Source organism: Shewanella sp. UCD-KL21, assembly GCF_001957135.1.
GTDB lineage: Bacteria > Pseudomonadota > Gammaproteobacteria > Enterobacterales > Shewanellaceae > Shewanella.
Genome location: NZ_MPHK01000002.1, coordinates 318400 through 341666 on the forward strand (window position 1 = coordinate 318400; position 23267 = coordinate 341666).

The window sequence follows — 23267 nt, forward strand, 5'->3', positions numbered from 1 at the left end:
ACTGAGCTGTTGCGGTGATTCTAATGGTTAGCTCGCAGTAACTGAGCTTGCTTGTTTGACTCAGGCTTTATCAGACTATGCCTTAAACTGATTGCTCAAGCCTTATTTGAGCTACTGACACTGAAGCTGATTAATTAAATTGAGTAAGTCGAAAGTAAGCTCTGTAACAAGGCTGTTATGAACTATAAATAGCGCTTCAACCAGCAATAGCCACTGAATCAAGAGGTCTGCCTGCCAAAATTTAGACGTTATCTAGCTTATTTCTATACACAAATTAGCTCGAAAAACTTTTACTTAATGTTTAGAAAACGTTTATCTATCCAACAAGATAAATAAGCTGATGATGAGAGTAAATTCAGATTTAGTGAGACTATCAATAAACTTGTACCAAACAAAAAGCCTGACTTTATTACTCAATAAGTCAGGCTTTCTATTATGAAATCATTTTAATGACGTCGTTTTATTATTTACGTTTCAATAAATCATTCCACATCATTTTCATCCGCTGCCAAATACCCGGATGTGGCACATGGCCATGATCTTCTTCTACTGGTTCTATCGCAGGTGTGACTCTTGGCGTTAGGCTATCGATAAACTCAGCGAGGCTGTCAGCGAGTTTTTCATGGGGCTTATTACCTGGCACTTCAATCCACACACTGCCATCTTCATTATCTACGGTTAGCATATTATCGCCATCACCCAATACACCGATAAACCAGGTTGGTGCTTGTTTAAGCTTTTTCTTCATCATCAAGTGGCCGATGATATTTTGCTGCAAAGATTCAAAATCTTGCTGATTCCAAACTTGCAGTAATTCGCCTTCGCCCCAGTTTGAATCAAAATACAGTGATGCTGAAAAGAAGTGGCCGTAAAAATCATTGATATCATCATGCAGCTTAAGCTCTAAAGCATGCTCGACATTGCTAAAGTCTGCGGTGCTTTTACGCTTAACCGTCTGCCAAAATACCGCTTCATCAGATTCAAGATCATACTGGCCCTCAATACAACTAGACCCTTGACCCAATGGGTAAAATCGCGGTAATTCCCCTAAGGTATCTTGGTAAGCTTGAATATAACGGTTAGAAAATTGATCCAATGAAGTTGAACAAGACACTTAAGATGCTCCAATATTGTGTGTGACCAAATAGATTCGTGTATTAGTCACGTGCAGTGATTACCTAATTGTATAAATTGGTATTATAATAAAGGCCTATTTTGACACGGAAACACACTAGATGACACACAATCACGATCCCTATAGCGATGCCGAAGCCCTTAAAGAGTTAACTTTAGGTCAAGCGACGCAATATCAAGCAGAATATGATGCTTCATTACTGCAAGGGGTTCCTCGTAAGCTTAATCGAGATGCCATTGCATTAACGGCTGAGTTACCTTTTCAAGGTGCTGATATTTGGACTGGTTACGAACTGTCTTGGCTTAATGCCAAAGGCAAGCCTATGGTCGCCATTATTGAAGTTTACCTTGCCATCGAAAGTGATAACTTAATTGAATCAAAGTCATTTAAGCTTTACTTAAATAGCTTTAATCAAACCCGCTTTGACAGTGTTGAACTAGTACAACAAACCTTACAGCAAGATCTTAGCCGCTGCGCCAATGGCGAGGTCACGGTAAAAATCATCGAACCAAAACATTTTAATACCCAGCGCATTGTCGAGTTACCGGGTAACTGTATTGATGAACTTGATATTGAAGTTGATGATTATCAATTTAAACCTGAGTATCTTGAAGACAGTACCGAAGAGAAGCATGTTGCTGAGACGCTTACATCCAACTTGCTCAAGTCTAATTGTTTAATTACCTCTCAGCCTGATTGGGGTAGCGTGATGATCCGCTATCAAGGCCCTAAAATCGATCGTGAGAAGTTACTGCGTTATTTGATTTCATTCCGTCAACACAATGAGTTTCACGAGCAATGTGTTGAGCGTATTTTTACTGACTTAAAGCGCTATTGTCAGTGCACTAAGTTAACGGTTTATGCCCGTTATACTCGTCGTGGTGGTTTAGATATTAATCCATTTAGAAGTGATTTTGAGCAGCCGCCTGAGACACATCGTTTAGCGAGACAGTAATATCAACATGATATTACAACTTAAAAGGCACTTTTTAGTGCCTTTTTTGATCTACAGGTTAAACCCACTTATCTAACGATTAATTTAGGTATGCCTTTAAGGCAACTTAATGAAAATCAATAATAAGTTCAGCCCAATCTATTACTTCAGCGTTATATTCGGGCACGTTCGCAACACATCCACTAGAAAAGCTAATGGCAAACCGATATGTCTCATTAAGCTTACCTAAACTACAATGCCATTGACTAGCGAGCTCAAAGCGATCTTTGTCATCATTTATCAGCCGCAAAGAGACGTTGGATTGCAAAGCAATTACATCGCCTTTATTTAGCTTAAGCTCGCTTTTTTCAGCCATTTCAAAATCAAACCCAAAGGATTTCAGCGATAATGCCAAGCCCAAACCTTTGGCCTTAATGTAGGACTCTTTTAATGTCCATAAATCAAAGAAACGTTCCCGATGTTCCGCTTCTGGTAAAGCTAACAAATCTGCCGCTTCAGGTTCAGAAAAGTAATGATTTAATATCGAATGAATATTGGTACTGTCACGGCGACGCTCAATATCCGCACCCAGCTCAAACGCTTGTATTGGCGGGTTAGTTTGATAAATAGCCACCAACAACCAGTCACCACTGTGACTTATGTTGAAACCTAAACCTGTTTGCTGAAATTGCTGCTCAGTTAAACGCGGTTTACCTTTTTCGCCATACTCAAACACCCATTCGTTGGGCTTTATATCGGCAAAACGCGACAGCAAAGCCCGCAAGTAACCTCTGACCATTAAGCCTTGTTCACGGGCAGATTGTTGAATATAGCGATTCACTTTTTGGGTTTCATCTTCAGGTAACCAAGATGACACCAATGAAGTGGTTTCTTGATCCAATACTGCCGTGATAAGCGGACAGAAAAATAGATTTATCTTGATGTCAGACTTCAAAATCAACTCAATAGTAAAACAAAAAGCCATTGTCGCTTGTTTCTAACCGAATTTATAGTCTGAGTAACGCCAAATAAATAAAAACGGCAGGAGCATTACAGCCCCTGCCGTGTTAACCCAGCTAACTGGCGATTAAGCCATAGCGGCGGTCTTTGCCGCTTGCTTTGGTTGTACGTCATAGCGACTAAAGTTCATCGAGAACTGACCGTCACCGCCTGTCATCGATTTAAGTCTGGTTGAATAGTTACTGACATTAGCCAAGGGCACTTCGACTTCAACTGTGACCATGCCAGAGCTATCAGCTTGGGTGCCGCACACCATACCTCGCTCGCTACTGATATCAGCGGTGATATCGCCCACATGTTGCTGAGCAACACAAATATTCATTTCAACGATAGGCTCTAGAATCACAGGTTGAGCAAGTTTAACCGCTTCCATAAAGGCTTTTTTACCTGCCATCACAAAGGCAATTTCTTTAGAGTCCACGCTGTGATGTTTGCCATCCACTACCGTGACTTTGATGTCCTGCATCGGAAACCCACCAAGCTCACCTGCTGTCATGGCTTCTTTAATGCCCTTTTCAACCGCGGGAATATATTGAGTGGGTACCGAGCCGCCAACCACTTTGCTAACAAACTCAAAACCTTGGCCACGCTCAAGGGGTTCAACTTTAAGTTCTACTTCGCCAAATTGGCCGGAGCCACCGGATTGCTTCTTATGACGATATCTAAAGCTCGCCTCACCCAATACCGTTTCACGATAAGCAATGGCTGGGGTATCTGTGTCCATATCAACATTAAATAGCGTTTGCGCTTTTTCTAATGCTATTTGCAGATGTAAATCACCTTGGCCTTGCAGCACAGTTTGTCCTTCAGCTTCATTGCGGGCAATCTGCAGGCTGGGATCTTCAGCCACTAACTTATGTAGCACTTCCGATATTTTTTGTTCATCACCGCGGCGCTTTGCTGACACAGCTAAACCAAAAATAGGTTGTGGCAATACTAGTTCAGGTAAATGAAATTCATCTTCATCGTGACTGTCATGTAGCACAGCGCCAACTTCTAATTCATCAATTTTAGCAATGGCGCAAATATCACCTGGGATAGCCTGAGTCACATTACTATGCTGATCCCCTTGTAACTTAAGAATGTTCGTCACTTTAAAGGGTTTACGACTATGACCAATAAACAGTTTCATGCCCACTTCTATGGTGCCTTGGTATAAACGAAAAACGCCCATGCGGCCTAAAAATGGATCGATTGAAACTCTAAAGATATGGGCTAATACATGGTCATCAGCTTTTTGGCTAACATCAATGGGGGTGGCATTTTCAGTAAAGCCTTTGATAAATTGCGGCGGATTAGCTTCAAGTGGGCTTGGCATTAACTTAGTCAGCATTTCCAGTAACGAGCCAATACCAATGTCTTGTTCTGCACTGGTAAAACATACTGGTACTAAATGCCCCATGCGCAATGCGGCTTCTAGCGGCGCATGTAATTGCGCTGGTGTTAATGAATCACCCTGTTCTAAATACAACTCCATTAACCGATCATCTTCTTCAAGCACAGTATCAATGAGTTCATCACGGGCCGTTTCAACATCGCTGAATAGGGTTTTCGCATTTAGATCGCAATGCAGATAACAATCAACTACATCATTAGCCATTTCATTGGGGAGATTAACGGGTAAGCAGCGATGACCAAATTGCAGCTGGATATCAGCCAGCACTTCAGCAACTAAAGCTTCATTACCATCTAAGTGATTAATGGCAATGATCACCGCTTTGCCCTGCGCTCGGGCAGCTTCAAAGGCTCTTTTGGTTACCGATTCAATTCCAGTGCTGGCATTGACCACCAGTAATACCGATTCAACGGCAGAAAGAGGCAATAATGCTCTGCCAATAAAATCAGGTAAACCTGGGGTATCAATAAAATTTAAATGGTGGTTTTGGACGTCAAAATTAAGAAAGGATGGTTCTAGGCTGTGGTGATGGGCTTTTTCTTGGGCAGTGAAATCAGCATGATTTGTGCCCTTGTCGACCCTGCCTTTTAAGATTATTGCATTGGCGCTAAACAGTAATGCTTCGAGTAAAGAGGATTTGCCTGCGTTGGTGTGACCCATTACAGCCAAATTACGGATTTGCTCAGTGGTGAAATCAGCCATTGTGGCCTCCCTTTATCACATAGTTAATCAATCCATTTCGCTTTAAGCACTATTAGCTTCAAATGTTTAGCTGTAAAAACTCAATCTCAGTAAATGTATGACGACAAGATTAACTGATTAGTCAATGAAACCTTGCAGCTCACCTTTTAGAGCCTGTCCGCCTTGCAAATCAAGTGAGATAAATCATGTCATTTAAAGCAAGTGCCTAGCGCTATTTAAATTCAGTATAGGACTGTAACAATGATTAAAAGTTGACCTAGATCAGGCTTTAACTCACCAATTAAATTTCATAACAAATACTCATTTGAGCTTACAAGTGTTCGCTAGTTATGGTCTGATCTGTGAATAATCAGTCTCGGGTGATTGTATCGACCCGAAACCTCAGGTACTCTGCTTGCTCGATTGTGCTAAAACGATGATTATGAAGATTAACTATTGTTCATCTTTACTAGTCCCAACAGATTGTATTGCAAAAAATACAGACAAAGGTTAAGCCTTAATGAAAGTAGCATTATATAAATGACAGCAGAGCCAAGCGCAAAAGCTGCGATAAAAAAATCAGTGACCACAGACACTAGCACGCCAGTGGTGCGTCACCGTAATGCCACCACCACCCCTGAAATGCGTCAGTTCATTCAAACGTCTGACTTTAGCGTGAGCCAATTAGCTAAAATTCTCAATATTTCAGAGGCCACCGTGAGAAAGTGGCGTAAGCGTGATTCTGTCAGCGATACCCCCACCACGCCACATCACCTCAAAACCACATTGTCGCCAATGGAAGAGTATGTGGTGGTCGGTTTGCGCTACCAATTAAAAATGCCGCTGGACAGGCTGCTTAAGGTGACCCAGCAGTTTATTAATAAGGATGTCTCTCGCTCAGGGCTTGCCCGCTGCTTAAAACGCTACGGGGTATCAAAGCTTGATGACTTCGAAAGCCCCTATGTGCCCGAGCGCTATTTCAACCAGTTACCCATTGTTCAAGGCACCGATGTCGCCACTTATACCTTGAACCCAGAAACCTTAGCCAAAACCTTATCCTTACCTGAAGCCACTCAAGAAAATGTGGTGCAAGTGGTATCACTGACGATTCCGCCGCAATTAACGGATAAAGAAAGTTACTCGGTTTTACTGGGGGTTGATTTCGCAACTGACTGGGTTTATCTCGACATCTATCAAGACAGCCATACCCAAGCGACTAATCGCTATATTGCTTATGTGTTAAAGCACGGCCCGTTTCACTTAAGAAAATTACTCGTAAAAAATTACCACACCTTTTTAGCTCGCTTCCCGGGCGCTAAAACCATACATGCTTCGGAAGCAGCACACTCTACAAATAATTCAGCTATGGATAGACTGAACAACGGAGACTCAAAATGAGCCAAGAACCGACCCAACAAAAGTTAGTTGAAGACAAACGACTCAATAAGCGTCTTAAAGATATGCCAATCGCCATTGTCGGCATGGCAAGTATCTTTGCTAATTCGCGTTACTTGAATAAGTTTTGGGACTTAATCAGTGAAAAAATTGATGCCATTACTGAAGTACCTAAGTCGCACTGGCGTCCTGAAGATTACTTTGACGCTGACAAAACAACCCCTGATAAAAGCTACTGTAAGCGCGGTGGTTTTATCCCTGACGTTGACTTTAACCCTATGGAATTTGGCCTACCGCCAAATATCCTAGAGCTCACTGACACCTCACAATTACTGTCATTGGTTATCGCCAAAGAAGTGCTTGCCGACGCGGGTGTAACACCTGAATATGACACCGATAAAATCGGTATTACGCTCGGAGTGGGCGGCGGTCAAAAAATCAATGCGAGCCTAACCGCACGCCTGCAATATCCTGTACTTAAAAAGGTATTTAAAAGTAGCGGCTTAAGTGATGCTGACAGCGATATGCTGATCAAGAAATTCCAAGACCAATATGTTCACTGGGAAGAAAACTCATTCCCGGGCTCTTTAGGTAATGTTATCGCCGGTCGTATTGCTAACCGCTTTGATTTAGGTGGCATGAACTGTGTGGTTGATGCAGCATGTGCAGGCTCACTTGCCGCGATGCGTATGGCATTAACTGAGCTGGTTGAAGGCCGCAGTGAAATGATGATCACCGGTGGTGTGTGTACTGATAACTCACCTTCTATGTATATGAGTTTTTCTAAAACGCCTGCATTTACCACTAACGAAACCATTCAACCATTTGATATCGACTCAAAAGGCATGATGATTGGTGAAGGTATCGGCATGGTTGCACTTAAGCGCCTTGAAGATGCTGAGCGTGACGGCGACCGTATTTACTCGGTAATTAAAGGGGTTGGCGCCTCATCAGATGGTAAATTTAAATCGATTTATGCGCCGCGCCCAGAAGGCCAAGCAAAAGCATTAAAACGTGCTTATGATGATGCTGGTTTTGAGCCTCACACCGTTGGCTTAATTGAAGCTCATGGTACAGGTACTGCTGCAGGTGACGTCGCTGAATTTAACGGTCTTAAGTCTGTTTTTGGTGAGTTTAATGACACCAAACAACACATTGCTTTAGGTTCTGTTAAGTCTCAAGTGGGTCACACAAAATCGACTGCAGGAACGGCTGGGGTCATTAAAGCCGCCCTTGCACTGCATCATAAAGTGCTGCCACCAACCATAAACGTGTCTAAGCCAAATCCGAAACTGAATGTTGAAGATTCGCCGTTTTTCTTAAATACCGAAACCCGTCCTTGGATGCCGCGCCCTGATGGCACCCCACGTCGTGCTGGTATTAGCTCATTTGGTTTTGGTGGTACTAACTTCCATATGGTGCTTGAAGAATACACTGCAGAACATGCTCGTGATGCGAAATACCGTCAACGCCAAGTACCTCAAAGTGTGTTAATTAGCGCAGAGAGTAAAGCTGCACTTCAAACTGAAGTTAGCGCGTTAATCGCAAGCATCGCTAAGCTAACTGATACTGACAACGCCAGTATTGCTCAAGCTGAACTTACCCGCATTGCTAAGCAATATGCCGTTAGAACATTAGATACAAACGCTGCTCGTTTAGGCTTAGTTGCTGCGAATTTAGCTGAGCTAACGGCGCAATTACAATTGGCATTAAAACAGCTTGAAAGTCAAAACAGTGATGCGTGGCAATTGCCGTCTGGCACTAGCTACCGCTCAGCAGCATTGATAACAGCTGCTAAAGCTAGCAAGTCTGCTAATAGTCCAAAAGTCGCGGCGTTATTTGCAGGTCAAGGTTCTCAATACTTAAATATGGGTATTGAAGTCGCTTGTCATTTCCCTGAGATGCGCCAGCAGCTTAACAAGGCTGATAAAGTCTTTGCTAGCTTTAACAAAACTCCGCTGTCACAAGTCTTATTCCCAATTCCTGCATTTGAAAAAGCAGATAAAGAAGCTCAAGCAGCGTTACTGACAAGCACTGATAACGCCCAAAGCGCCATTGGTGTTGTCAGCATGAGTCAATACCAGTTATTCACTCAAGCAGGTTTCAGCGCTGACATGTTTGCAGGTCACAGCTTTGGTGAGCTTTCGGCATTATGCGCCGCAGGCGTTATCTCTAATGATGACTACTACCAATTATCATTTGCACGCGGCGAGTCAATGGCAGCATCTGCGGTTGATAAAGACGGTAATGCACTTGATAAAGGCACCATGTACGCCATTATCTTGCCAGCCAATGATACTGACGCGGCCAATGCTGAGAATATCGCCAAATTAGAAAGCTGTATCAGTGATTTTGATGGCGTAAAAGTGGCTAACTACAACTCAGCGACTCAGCTTGTTATCGCCGGTCCTACTGAAAGCTGCGCTGCTGCGGCTAAAGCCATTAGCGCATTAGGCTTTAAAGCGATTGCGCTGCCAGTCTCTGGCGCCTTCCATACTCCGCTTGTGGGTCATGCACAAAAGCCATTTGCTAAAGCCATTGATAAAGCTAAATTTAGCGCCAGTAAAGTGGCCTTGTTCTCAAATGCTAGCGGTGAGCAACATCCAACGGATGCTAAATCAATTAAAGCGGCATTCAAGCAGCATATGCTGCAATCAGTGCGCTTTACTGATCAGTTAAATAATATGTATGACGCCGGTGCACGTGTATTTGTTGAGTTCGGTCCTAAGAACATACTTCAAAAACTGGTACAAGCTACCTTGGGTGATAAAGCTGAGTCAGTATCTGTTGTCAGCATAAACCCGAATCCTAAAGGTAATAGTGATACCCAGCTTCGCATTGCTGCTATGCAACTTTGTGTATTGGGCGCACCGCTGACTGAGATTGATCCATACCAAGCTGACATTGCAGCGCCTGTTAAGCCTAAAGGCATGAACGTCAAACTGAATGCATCGAACCATATTAGCGCGCCAACCCTTGCCAAAATGGAAAAATCATTAGCAACGGGCCAAGTAACATCACAAGTGGTTGAAACCATCGTTGAGAAGGTTGTTGAAAAGCCAGTTGAGAAAATCGTAGAAAAGATTGTGGAAAAAGAAGTGATAAAAACTGAATATATTGAAGTTGCCTCAGCCAATGCCAACGCACCAGCTGCTCGCAATACAGTAACGACTGCACCAGTAGCTGACAATGCACTAGCGCAACCTGCAGTCGCTGGAACTGCTAGCTTAGAAGCATTTTTCAATGCCCAGCAACAAGCTGCAAACTTACATCAGCAGTTCTTGGCTATTCCTAAACAATACGGTGATACCTTTACTCACCTGATGACAGAGCAAAGCAAAATGGCTGCCGCTGGACTCGCTATTCCTGAGAGCTTACAGCGCTCAATGGAGCTATTCCACCAGCATCAAGCACAAACCTTGCAAAGCCATACCTTGTTCCTTGAGCAGCAAGCACAATCAAGCCAGTCTGCTCTTGCTATGCTAACAGGCACTTCGCTGCCAGTTCAGCCGCAAACCGCTGCAACAACAATAGCAGCGCCAGCAATGACTCAGACTGTTGCAGCAACAGCAGTTCAAACACCAACTCAAGTAGCTGCGCCAGTTGCAGTGCCAGTTGCACAAGCTCCAGTAGCACAAGTGCCTACTACAAAAGTAACAGCCCCATTAGCACCAGCAAAAACCGTTATTGCAGAACCTATCTCGGCGCCAGCGCCAGCTGCTCCTGCTGCAACAGTTCAAGCTTCGCCTGCTGGTTTATCAGCAGAAACTGTCTTGAACACTATGCTCGAAGTGGTTGCTGAAAAAACCGGTTACCCCACTGAAATGCTAGAACTTGGCATGGATATGGAAGCGGATTTAGGTATCGATTCAATCAAGCGCGTTGAGATTTTAGGTACGGTACAAGATGAGCTACCAAGCTTACCTGAGCTTAGCCCTGATGATTTAGCTGAGTGTCGTACCCTTGGCGAAATCGTAGCTTACATGAACAGTAAACTGCCCGCCGCGGGCGCTATGAACTCTGCATCACCTGCAGTTTGTGCTGCACCAGTAGCGTCAGGTTTATCTGCTGAAACAGTATTGCATACCATGCTCGAAGTGGTTGCTGACAAAACAGGTTACCCTACTGAAATGCTAGAACTTAGCATGGATATGGAAGCGGATTTAGGCATCGATTCAATCAAGCGTGTTGAGATTTTAGGCACAGTACAAGATGAGCTGCCAAGCTTACCTGAGCTTAACCCTGAAGATTTAGCTGAGTGTCGTACCCTTGGTGAAATCGTTGACTATATGAACAGCAAGCTACCCGCTGCAACTGCTGCGCCTATGGTTGCTTCAGCGCCGATAGCTCAAGCGGCACCTGTCGCTTCTGGTTTATCAGCTGAAACAGTCTTGAATACCATGATGTCGGTGGTTGCAGACAAAACAGGTTACCCAACTGAAATGCTAGAACTTAGCATGGATATGGAAGCAGACTTAGGCATCGACTCTATAAAACGTGTTGAGATTTTAGGCACAGTACAAGATGAGCTACCAAGCTTACCTGAGCTTAGCCCTGAAGATTTAGCAGAGTGTTGTACCCTTGGCGAAATCGTAGCTTATATGAACAGCAAGCTACCAGCCGCGGGCGCTCATACGCAAGCCGCTGAAGGCTCTACATCTGCTTCAACTGTAGCGTCTGGTTTATCTGCTGAAACAGTATTGAATACCATGATGTCTGTGGTTGCTGAAAAGACTGGTTACCCTACTGAAATGCTAGAACTTAGCATGGATATGGAAGCAGACCTTGGTATCGATTCAATCAAGCGTGTTGAGATTTTAGGCACAGTACAAGATGAGCTGCCAAGCTTACCTGAGCTTAACCCTGAAGATTTAGCTGAGTGTCGTACCCTTGGCGAAATCGTTGACTATATGGGCAGTAAACTGCCAGCCGCAGGCGCTATGAACTCTACGTTGCCAGCAGCAGGAGCTCATACACAAGCCGCTGAAGGCTCTGCCTCTGCTTCAACTGTAGCATCTGGTTTATCTGCTGAAACAGTATTGAATACCATGATGTCTGTGGTTGCAGATAAAACCGGTTACCCAACAGAAATGCTAGAACTTAGCATGGACATGGAAGCAGACCTTGGTATTGATTCAATCAAACGTGTAGAAATTCTTGGTACGGTACAAGATGAACTACCAGGCTTACCTGAGCTTAACCCAGAAGATTTAGCAGAGTGTCGTACTCTTGGTGAAATCGTTAGCTACATGAACTCTAAGCTACCCGCTGAAGGCTCTACCTCTGCTTCACCTGTCACTTCAGGTCTAACAGCCGAACAAGTTCATAGCACCATGATGTCAGTGGTTGCTGAAAAAACCGGTTACCCAACTGAAATGCTAGAACTTAGCATGGACATGGAAGCAGACCTTGGTATCGATTCTATCAAGCGCGTAGAGATCCTTGGTACGGTACAAGACGAGCTACCTGGTTTACCAGAGCTTAACCCAGAAGATTTAGCTGAGTGTCGCACGCTTGGTGAAATCGTATCTTATATGAACTCTAAACTCGCCACAGGCGCTATAAACAGCAAGCTATCAGCTGATGTAGTTTCCGACACAACAACGACAACAGTATCTGATTTAGCAACAGACTTACCTCCCCATCAGGAAGTCGCACTAAAAAAGCTACCAGCGGCGGATAAGTTAGTTGATTGTTTTTCTAAAGAAGCGTGTATCGTCATCAATGATGATGGTCATAACGCTGGCGTTCTAGCAGAAAAACTTACCGCAACAGGCCTAACCGTCGCCGTTATTCGTAGCCCAGAATCAGTCACTAGCGCACAATCACCGCTAAGCAGTGATATCAAAAGTTACAACCTAACGGCTGTAAATGATGAAGCGATTAGTGATGTCATTGCCCAAATCAGTAAAGATCATAAAGTGGCTGGCTTTGTTCATCTACAACCACAACTTGCCACTGCGAACAAAGCTTTGCCGCTAAGTGATGCAGCTTTTGTGGCTGTTGAACAAGCTTTCTTAATGGCTAAGCACCTACAGAAAAGCTTTAGTGAATTAGCAAAAACTGAACGTGTAAGCTTTATGACGGTAAGTCGTATTGATGGTGGTTTTGGTTACTTAAACACTAATGAACTTGCCACTGCTGAGTTAAATCAAGCAGCACTTTCAGGTCTAAGCAAAACCCTTAGCCATGAATGGCCAACAGTGTTTTGTCGTGCATTAGATATCGCGCCAAGCTTTGAAGCTGTGGACCTTGCTGATGCCGTTATTGCTGAGTTATTTGATGTTAATGCTGTCAATGAGATTGTTGAGGTAGGTATAAGCAGCGAAGGTCGTCATACATTAACAGCGACCACAACTGCGAAAACGCGCTATCAAACCACGACCCTTGATAGCAATGATACTGTGTTAGTCACAGGCGGTGCTAAGGGCGTCACATTTGAATGTGCTCTTACACTTGCTAAACAGACAAAGTCTCACTTTATCCTTGCAGGTCGTAGTCAACACCTTGCAACTGACCTGCCGACATGGGCTCAAGGCAAGCAAGCTAAAGAGTTAAAAGCAGCTGCAATTGGCTTTATTCAATCTCAAGGTAACAAGCCAACGCCAAAACAAATTGACGCGTTAGTATGGCCAATTACCAGTAGCTTAGAGATTGACCGCGCCTTAGCAGCATTCACTGAAGTGGGCGCAAGTGCTGAATATATCAGTATGGATGTCAGCTCAGATGATGCCATTAAGCAATCGCTTTCAGCTTTCAAATCAATTACCGGCATCATTCATGGCGCAGGTGTATTGGCTGATAAGCATATTCAAGACAAAACCTTAGCTGAATTAGGTCGTGTATACGGCACTAAAGTCACCGGCTTTGCAGGTATCATTAATGCCATTGATGCGAGTAAATTAAAGCTGGTTGCTATGTTCTCATCTGCTGCAGGTTTCTACGGCAACACGGGACAAAGTGACTATTCAATGTCAAATGAGATCCTCAATAAAACCGCATTACAACTTGCCAATAACTATCCGCAAGCCAAAGTAATGAGCTTTAACTGGGGGCCTTGGGATGGCGGAATGGTCAGCTCAGCATTAAAGAAGATGTTTGTTGAACGTGGCGTTTACGTTATTCCGTTAGATAAAGGCGCAAACTTATTTGCCCACAGTCTGTTATCTGAAACCGGTGTTCAAATACTGATTGGTTCGAGCATGCAAGGTTCCGATTCTTCAGAACAAGCAACAGGTTCAGCTGTAAAAAAGCTTAATGCGGACTCTGCGCTAAATGCTGAGAGTTCGCTGACATTATCTTTTTTAAATACTGTATCTAACAGTGCAACTGCAGCAGATAAGCCTCGCAGCTTATCTGTTGTAAGAGTACTTAATCCGGTTGCAATGCCCTTCATTGAAGATCATTGCATCGCGGGTAATCCAGTACTGCCGACAGTGTGCGCCATACAATGGATGCGTGAAACAGCGCAAAAGCTATGTGGTTTACCTGTAAGCACCAAAGATTATAAGTTACTTAAAGGCATTATTTTTGAGTCGGCCCAGCCACAAGAGTTAACCCTGCAGTTAACTGAAACCGCTGAAGGCTTAAAAGCATTGATTTCTAGCCGAGTACTTGACGGTAACAGTGATGCAAATAGCGAAGTAAAAACGGCAGCGTTATTAAGACCGCAATACCAAGCGAACTTAATCGTCAACAGTGCATTACTTAATGACGTTGCCACTACAGCAACCGATAAAATGGCTCACTTAGCGTCAATCATTGATAACGTTAAAAACAACAAGGCCATTAGTACTGACAGTGAACTTTATTCAAACGGCAGCTTATTTCATGGCCCTCGTTTACAAGGGATCAAGCAAGTATTGGTTGCTAATGATAGCCAGCTTATTTGTAAAGTGACCTTACCAGAAATTGAACAAACTGATTGTTTAGGTTTTGAAGCGCAAGTTGAACTCGGTGGTAGTCAGGCATTTGCAGAAGATCTACTGCTACAAGCAATGCTAGTGTGGGCGCGAATAAAGCATGATGCAGCTAGTTTGCCATCAACCATTGGTGAGCTCACCACTTACGCGCCATTTGCATCAAATGACCAAGGTTATTTAGTGCTTAATGTCGTTAAGAGTACTAGTCGCTCTTTGACTGCAAACATTGCGCTTTACCATGAAGATGGTCGCTTAAGTTGCACCATGACAGCGGCAAAAACAACCATTAGCAAAAGCTTGAATGAGGCTTTTTTAGCCCCAGCTAAAGCACTTGCTGATTTGCAGGAGTCGGTGTGAGCAATCAATCAACTTCTGTGATGTCAAAGCCTGAGCCAACAAACGTTGCATCAGTAAAAAGCATGCGCATCGCCTTAAAACTGATTGCCAATGATGCTGCATCATTGGCGCAAGCTGCTAATGGAGCTAATGGTTCCTTGCATGTAAATAACAATGCATTTGCTGCTATCAAACCTTGTTCATTGGCTGAAACATTAGGCGCTACAGCCATCCCGCTTGAAATTGATGTATCGTCATTAGATGGCACATCAAATACCGCCACAAACTTAAACATGAGTTTTCGCGACTATTTAGCTCAAGCGATTGAACGTATTGAGCAACAACAAACGGTATTGCTAAGCCATCCAGCTTTGCCATACCGCTTGTTAATGATGCCTGTAATTGTTGCAGCAAAACATCGGTGTCATCCCCATGCCTATTTAACCGGTATGGGTGAAGGCCACGAGTTATCAGACGCAGTGCAACAAGCACTAACTCAAGCCAAACGGGCTCATGTTAGTCCAACTCAAATCGATGCGACTCATTGCACTAGCTATAAAGATAAGTTTTTTGAACTGATTCAGTTGATTGGCCACCTTGCGACTCGTAGCTTGCCAACAACGAATGACAGTGAGAATAACAGTACGAATAAACAGTATTGGTTTAGTGAGATGCACCAAAGCCGTGTGGCCAGTTTCAATTTTATTGAAGCTGAGCTGCAACACGCGGTGGTATTCGTTCAGGGAACTGAACTTGGTGAGGCAAGCTCATTACTGGATAACACTAGATTGTTTTTCCCAATATCTGCCAGCACAGTCTCAGGTATACAGCTGCAATTGACGCAGTTAAAAAGCCAGCTAAACGCTATTGTTGCTGTTATGACGAACCCAGCTGCCAATACCAGTGCAGCAACCAATGTGAACCACAGTGCGCTGTTAGCACTGATGTTGAACAATCTAAACGAATTTGATCACCAAGCAGGTAAAGCTGCGGTGATCATGGCCAATTCAATTGACACTGCATGCAGCGAGATTGAAGCCATGTTGGCGATGCTTAGCTCATCGACAATTAGCTCATCAACAAATAGCTCTACAACCTCAGAAAGTTATTCATCGGAAGTTGAATACAAGACCCCATCAGGTAGTTGTTTGGTGCTTACGGCCAATGAGCCGTTGGGTGCGAATGGTCTTTGTTTCGTCTACCCTGGTGTTGGCACAGTTTACCCACAGATGTTCAGCCAACTGCCCCGCTTCTTCCCTGATTTATATGCTCAGCTAGAACGTGATGGTGATGTAAAAGCCATGCTTCAAGCTGATAGCATTTATGCTGACAACGCTAAAGTCACTGATATGAGTTTGGGTGAACTGGCAATTGCGGGTGTCGGTGCAAGTTATATCTTAACCAAAGTGCTGACCGAATATTTTAACGTTAAGCCTGACTTTGCCATGGGTTACTCCATGGGCGAAGCGTCTATGTGGGCAAGCCTTGGCGTGTGGAAGCAACCCCATAGTATGATTGAGGCAACTCAAACCAGTTCTATTTTTACGACTGATATTTCAGGTCGTTTAGATTGTGTGCGCAAGGCATGGCAACTTAATCAAACCGAAGATATTGTGTGGAATAGTTTTGTGGTTAGAGCAACACCAGTCGATATTGCAGCGGTATTATCACAATACCCTCGTTGTTACCTCGCTATCATTCAGGGTGATACTTGCGTGCTGGCAGGATGTGAAGCCAGCTGTAAAGCGCTGCTAAAACAAATAGGCAAACGCGGCATCGCAGCAAACCGCGTTACCGCAATGCATACTGCGCCAGCCATGCTAATTCATCGCGAAGTGGCCCAGTTTTATCAACAAGCACTTCATGAAAGTCAGCAGCTTGAACAAACTGCACAGATAAAATTTATCAGCGCAGCAAGTTCACAACCGATTAAACTCAGCAGCCTTGATATTGCAACCTCAATCGCTGACACCTTTTGTCAGCCGCTTAACTTTACTGAGTTGGTTAACAACGCACGTAAATTAGGCGCGAGACTTTTTGTTGAAATCGGTGCAGACAGACAAACAACCACCTTGATTGATAAAATTGCTCGCACAAGTCCAACAGTTTCAGAGCCTTGCCAAGCCATTGCTGTCAATGCCAAAGGTGGAGACGATCAAACTGCGCTGCTTAAATGTATTGCCCAGCTTATCAGTCACAAAGCACCAGTTTCATTTACCTGCCTAACACAAGGGTTAGCGAATTTGTTGGCTAGCACACTTAAGTTTGAAGCTAACAATCATCAAGCGGATGCTACTTTAGCCCCACAATTAGAAGGAGAACAATCTTGAGTTCTCAATCGAAAACAAGCAATAACAGCGTACCAAAAATCGCAGTTGTCGGTTTAGCCACCCAATACCCTGACGCAGACACGCCCGTTAAATTTTGGCAAAACCTGCTGGATAAAAAAGATTCTCGCAGCACCATTAGCAGTCAAAAGCTGAATGCTAACCCGGCCGATTATCAGGGTGTACAAGGTGAATCAGACCGCTTTTATTGCGACAAAGGTGGCTACATTCAAAACTTCAGCTTTAATGCTGAAGGTTACCGCATTCCAGCGCAACAATTTAACGGTTTAGACGACAGCTTTTTATGGGCGACCGATACTGCCCGTAAAGCCCTTGTTGATGCGGGTGTGGATATTAATAACGCTGAGCACAATCCAACCCTTAATCGCACTGGTATTGTCATGGGGACTTTGTCGTTCCCTACAGCAAAATCAAATGAATTATTTGTACCGCTATATCACAGCGCAGTTGAAAAAGCCTTGCAGCATAAATTGCAGCAACCCAACTTCAACTTACAATCATTTGATAATGATGGATTTAACCAACAATCAGTCCCAGCATCACTGTCAAACGGGGCCATTGCTCATAACGCTTCAAAACTGGTTGCTGATGCACTGGGTTTAGGCGCCGCGCAATTAAGCCTTGATGCAGCCTGTGCGAGTTCAGTTTACTCATTAAAACTTGCCTGTGATTACTTACATACTGGCAAAGCTGACATGATGTTAGCTGGCGCGGTATCAGGTGCTGACCCATTCTTTATTAATATGGGTTTTTCAATATTCCACGCTTACCCAGATCATGGTATTTCAGCGCCTTTTGATAGTAATTCTAAAGGCCTGTTCGCTGGTGAAGGTGCTGGCGTATTAGTACTAAAACGTCTTGAAGATGCTGAACGTGATGGTGACCATATATACGCATTAGTGAGCGGTATTGGACTATCTAATGACGGTAAAGGCCAATTTGTATTAAGCCCAAATAGCGACGGCCAAGTAAAAGCCTTTGAACGTGCTTATGCCGATGCGGCGATGCATGATGAAAGCTTTGGCCCTGCCAACATTGAAGTGATTGAGTGCCATGCAACGGGAACGCCACTAGGTGATAAAGTTGAACTGACCTCAATGGAACGCTTCTTTGAAGATAAGCTTAACGGTACTAATACGCCGTTAATTGGCTCAGCTAAATCGAATCTAGGTCACTTATTAACGGCTGCCGGTATGCCTGGGATCATGAAAATGATTTTTGCCATGCGCCAAGGCGTGTTACCACCGAGTATCAATGTCAGCGCACCAATCAACTCACCAAACAGTACTTTTGGTAAAACTAACTTGCCAAGTGATGTATTGCCTTGGCCAGACAAAGCGGGAAATAATGCCCGTCATGCGGGAGTCTCGGTATTTGGCTTTGGTGGTTGTAATGCACATTTGTTAATTGAGTCTTATCAAGGTAAAACTCAATCCGCTAGTACGACAACTAATACTGCAAAGGCTCATGCTTCTACAGCTCAGTCTTCTGCAACTCACCCATCTACAATCAACGCCCAAGCGCCAATGCATATTACCGGTATGGCGGCTCACTTTGGGCCACTATCAAGCATTAATGCCTTTGCTAAAGCGATTGACGCTAAACAATCGGCATTTACAGCCCTGCCTGAAAAACGCTGGAAAGGCTTAGATAAACACCCAGAATTATTATCACAGTTTGGTATTAACCTTGAAGGTTCAGCCGCCCCAAAAGGTGCCTACATCAATCAGTTTGATTTTGACTTCTTACGCTTCAAAGTACCGCCAAATGAAGATGACCGCTTAATCTCGCAACAACTGCTATTAATGAAAGTCGCAGATGAAGCCATTCATGACGCCAAGCTTGAATCTGGCAGTAAGGTTGCTGTGCTAGTCGCCATGGAAACGGAGCTTGAATTACATCAATTCCGTGGCCGCGTTAACTTGCATACCCAAATTGCAGCCAGTCTTAAAGCGCATGGCGTTAACTTGTCAGAGTCTGAATACCAAGCACTTGAAACTATTGCGATGGATAGCGTGTTAGATGCGGCGAAGTTAAATCAATATACCAGTTTCATTGGTAATATTATGGCATCGCGCATCTCATCACTATGGGACTTCAATGGCCCTGCTTTCACTATTTCAGCAGGTGAGCAGTCAGTTAACCGCTGTATTGATGTGGCGCAAAATCTACTGGCTATGGAGTCTCGCCAAGAGCCTTTGGATGCAGTGATTATTGCTGCAGTAGACTTATCAGGTAGCATTGAGAATATCGTCCTTAAAACAGCCTCGCTTGCTCAAGCTGGTGCCAGTGCTCACTTAAGTTCAAGTGCTCAGTCAAGTCAGTCGTTATCAATTGGTGAAGGTGCTGGCGCAATCGTATTGCAAGCCGCTACAGCAAACGCTTCCAATGTAGATTTGATTCATCAAGCCCTTGGCGCGCTTTCTGATCAAGATATGGCTGATGAAGGTACAAGTGAATCTGGCTTTGCTGGCAGTTACGGCACCATTGAAAGCCTTGAATTTGGTTACAGCGAACAAGTCGGCTCAATCGCTGATACCTTGCTGACTCAAACAGGGTTAACTAGTGCTGATATTCAATTGCTTGAATTAAACCAAGCGCCTGATTTTTTAAACGCTTCAAGCATCAAGGCTTCGCAAGCCTTATCGCAGTTGTTTAGCCAGTCGCAAAACACTACTGCTCAGTCTTGTATTGGCCATACCTTTGCTGCATCAGGGATCGCCAGTTTATTACATGGTTTATTAGCACTACCTAAGCCTTTTGCTCTAAATAATGCAGCTGCGCCTCAACATGCCATCATAGCCACATTGAGTGAAAACCAATGTTCACAGCTTTTGCTAAGTCAATCATCAGAGCAACAATGTGCTAGTCAGCAACGATTAGATATTGATATTCAGCAGCAAACCGCCAAGAAGCTCAGCTTAGTTAAGCAAGTTAGCCTTGGTGGCCGCGATATCTACCAACATATTGTCGATGCGCCACTCGCTGAGATTAATAGCATCCGCGCTAAAACAGCCCAAATAACACCCGTAGCGTCAACTGCTATCACAGCAATGGCGAGCCGAGGACATTTTGAAGCACCTCAAATGAGTGAGCGTCAAAATGCTTCAACGACTAAACAAGCGATGGTGAATTCACCATCAACAATAATAGAGTCCCCTATGCCGTTTTCAGATCGTTCTACCCAGTTCAGTCCAGCTAAACAGGGATCTGCGTCTCCAGTGCAAACACCTTCGCTTGCACAAGCTCAGACTCAAGCACAAGTTCCGCCTGCACATCTCACTGCTTTTGAACAAAACCAGTGGTTAGCACATCAAGCGCAACTGGCATTCTTAAAAAGCCGTAATGAAGGTTTAAAAGTGGCTGATGAACTGCTAAAACAGCAACTTGCGCAGGCCAATGGTCAGTCGTACGCTTTACCAGTACAAAGCGCCCCGACTCAAGCAGTAAACGTGCTAGCTCAGCCAGTTGCAGCGATACTGCGTCCAAATCACGCCAGTGTGCCACCATACACAGCGCCAGTTCCAGCTGATAAGCCCTGCATCTGGAATTATGCTGATTTAGTTGAATACGCTGAAGGTGATATCGCCAACGTATTTGGCCCTGATTACGCTGTGATTGATAACTACTCTCGCCGCGTACGCCTGCCAACCACTGATTACTTATTGGTATCACGGGTGACTAAATTAGATGCCACCATGAATCAATATAAGCCATGCTCTATGACCACTGAATATGACATCCCAGTTGATGCGCCATATTTAGTTGATGGCCAAATACCTTGGGCTGTGGCGGTTGAATCAGGTCAATGTGACTTAATGCTGATTAGTTACTTGGGCATTGATTTTGAAAACAAAGGTGAGCGCGTTTATCGATTACTTGATTGTACGCTGACCTTTTTAGACGACTTACCACGTGGTGGCGACACCCTGCGTTATGACATCAAGATTAATAACTTCGCTAAAAATGGCGACACCTTATTATTCTTCTTCTCTTACGAGTGTTTTGTTGGCGATAAGATGATCCTGAAAATGGACGGCGGCTGTGCAGGCTTCTTTACTGATCAAGAATTGGATGATGGTAAAGGCGTTATTCGCACCGAAGATGAGATAAAACTGCGTGAAGATGCGTTTAACAATCCAAATAAGCCACGTTTTGAGCCATTGTTGCATTGCGCTCAAACCCAGTTTGATTATGGTCAAATCCATCACTTACTGCACGCCGATATCGGCGCTTGTTTTGCTGGTGAGCATCAAAATCATCAACTGGCTTCAGGTAAGCAAGATTCATTATGCTTCGCCTCTGAAAAATTCTTAATGATTGAGCAAGTTGGCAATCTAGATGTTCATGGCGGCGCATGGGGCTTAGGCTTCATCGAAGGTCATAAAACATTAGCGCCTGATCACTGGTACTTCCCTTGTCATTTTAAGGGCGACCAAGTGATGGCAGGATCCTTAATGGCGGAAGGTTGTGGCCAGTTACTGCAGTTCTTCATGCTGCATATTGGTATGCACACCTTGGTTGAAAATGGTCGTTTCCAACCACTTGAAAATGCGTCGCAAAAAGTGCGTTGTCGTGGTCAAGTTCTGCCACAACACGGTGAGTTAACTTACCGCATGGAAGTGACTGAGATTGGTATTCACCCTCGCCCATATGCTAAAGCCAACATTGATATTTTGCTTAACGGCAAAGCGGTGGTTGATTTCCAAAATCTGGGGGTGATGATCAAAGAAGAAAGCGAATGTACTCGCTTTATTGCAGATACTGACGCCGCAATGCTAAGCACCAATACCGCAGGTGCAAACAAGAGCCCTGCAGCGAATAAACCAACCGGCCAAGCCAGCATTAATGCACCGCTAATGGCACAAATTCCAGATTTAACGGCCCCAACCAATAAAGGCGTTATTCCGCTACAACATGTTGAAGCGCCGCTTATTCCTGATTACCCAAATCGTACTCCTGATACGCTACCGTTTACGGCGTACCACATGTTCGAATTTGCCACCGGCAACATTGAAAACTGTTTCGGCCCAGACTTCAGTATTTACCGTGGCTTTATCCCACCGCGTACTCCCTGTGGTGATTTACAGCTAACAACCCGTATTGTTGAAATTGAAGGCAAACGTGGCGAATTGAAAAAACCGTCATCGTGTATCGCTGAATACGAAGTGCCAGCAGATGCATGGTACTTTACTAAAAACAGCCATGCTTCAGTGATGCCTTACTCGGTATTAATGGAAATTTCTCTGCAACCTAACGGCTTTATCTCTGGCTACATGGGCACCACATTAGGTTTCCCAGGTGAAGAATTATTTTTCCGTAACCTAGATGGTAGCGGCGAGCTATTACGTGATGTCGATTTGCGCGGTAAAACTATCGTCAATGACTCACGCTTACTGTCAACGGTCATCGCAGGTAGCAATATTATTCAAAGTTTTACCTTTGAACTAAGTGTTGATAACGAGCCGTTTTATAAAGGCAGCGCGGTATTTGGTTACTTTAAAGGCGACGCCCTTAAAAACCAATTAGGTATTGATAACGGCCGTATTACCCATCCTTGGCATATTGATAATAATGTCGCCGCTGATATTACTGTAGACTTGCTCGATAAGCAGTCTCGCGTATTCCACGCGCCAGCTAACCAGCCACATTATTGCCTTGCAGGCGGTCAACTTAACTTTATCGACAAAGCTGAAATCGTTGATAAAGGCGGTAAGAATGGTCTAGGTTACCTATCGGGTTCTCGCACCATTGACCCAAGTGATTGGTTCTTCCAGTTCCATTTCCATCAAGATCCGGTCATGCCAGGCTCATTAGGCGTTGAAGCCATTATCGAGTTAATGCAAACTTACGCCATCAGTAAAGACTTAGGCAAAGGTTTCACTAACCCTAAGTTTGGCCAGATTTTATCTGACATAAAGTGGAAGTACCGCGGTCAAATAAACCCGCTGAACAAGCAAATGTCATTAGACGTACACATCAGCGCCGTGAAAGATGAAAACGGCAAGCGCATCATTATTGGTGACGCAAACTTAAGCAAAGATGGCTTAAGAATTTACGAAGTAAAAGATATCGCAATCTGTATCGAAGAGGCGTAAGG

General features: G+C 44.1%; 8 protein-coding genes. 5 read left to right on the forward strand and 3 right to left on the reverse strand.

Translation table 11 applies throughout. The features are described 5' to 3' along the window. Window positions 1-463 precede the first annotated feature (463 nt). Window positions 464-1114 carry a SecY-interacting protein gene (gene syd, locus BM739_RS03300; protein WP_076537227.1) on the reverse strand — a complete coding sequence of 217 codons (651 nt, stop codon included), beginning with the start codon at window positions 1112-1114 and terminating at the stop codon, window positions 464-466. A 121-nt stretch (window positions 1115-1235) separates the two neighbouring features. Between syd and queF the strand changes: the two genes are divergently transcribed. Beyond that, window positions 1236-2090, forward strand: a complete 855-nt coding sequence (gene queF, locus BM739_RS03305) for an NADPH-dependent 7-cyano-7-deazaguanine reductase QueF (protein WP_076537229.1) — start codon at window positions 1236-1238, stop codon at window positions 2088-2090. Window positions 2091-2196: 106 nt separating this feature from the next. Here queF and BM739_RS20420 read toward each other — a convergent pair whose 3' ends face one another. Further along, window positions 2197-2868 carry a 4'-phosphopantetheinyl transferase superfamily protein gene (locus BM739_RS20420; RefSeq protein ID WP_139326811.1) on the reverse strand — a complete coding sequence of 224 codons (672 nt, stop codon included), beginning with the start codon at window positions 2866-2868 and terminating at the stop codon, window positions 2197-2199. Window positions 2869-3156: 288 nt separating this feature from the next. Then, window positions 3157-5187: an elongation factor G gene (fusA, locus tag BM739_RS03315; RefSeq protein WP_076537232.1), complete on the reverse strand. Its 2031-nt coding sequence runs from the start codon at window positions 5185-5187 to the stop codon at window positions 3157-3159. Between the two features lie 519 nt (window positions 5188-5706). Between fusA and BM739_RS03320 the strand changes: the two genes are divergently transcribed. From BM739_RS03320 to BM739_RS03335, 4 genes are read left to right on the forward strand one after another with little or no spacing between them, the layout of a single operon-like run. Continuing rightward, the gene (locus BM739_RS03320; protein ID WP_076537234.1) at window positions 5707-6564 is read left to right on the forward strand and encodes a helix-turn-helix domain-containing protein; all 858 of its coding nucleotides are present in this window, start codon (window positions 5707-5709) and stop codon (window positions 6562-6564) included. Next, entirely contained in the window at window positions 6561-14840 is an 8280-nt protein-coding gene (locus BM739_RS03325; protein WP_076537236.1) for a type I polyketide synthase, read from the forward strand. The genes BM739_RS03320 and BM739_RS03325 overlap by 4 nt, the downstream gene beginning before the upstream one ends. Then, entirely contained in the window at window positions 14837-17149 is a 2313-nt protein-coding gene (locus BM739_RS03330; protein ID WP_076537238.1) for a PfaB family protein, read from the forward strand. The genes BM739_RS03325 and BM739_RS03330 overlap by 4 nt, the downstream gene beginning before the upstream one ends. Next, the gene (locus BM739_RS03335) at window positions 17146-23265 is read left to right on the forward strand and encodes a beta-ketoacyl synthase N-terminal-like domain-containing protein (RefSeq protein ID WP_303046084.1); all 6120 of its coding nucleotides are present in this window, start codon (window positions 17146-17148) and stop codon (window positions 23263-23265) included. Before BM739_RS03330 ends, BM739_RS03335 begins: the two co-directional genes overlap by 4 nt. Window positions 23266-23267: the final 2 nt, after the last annotated feature.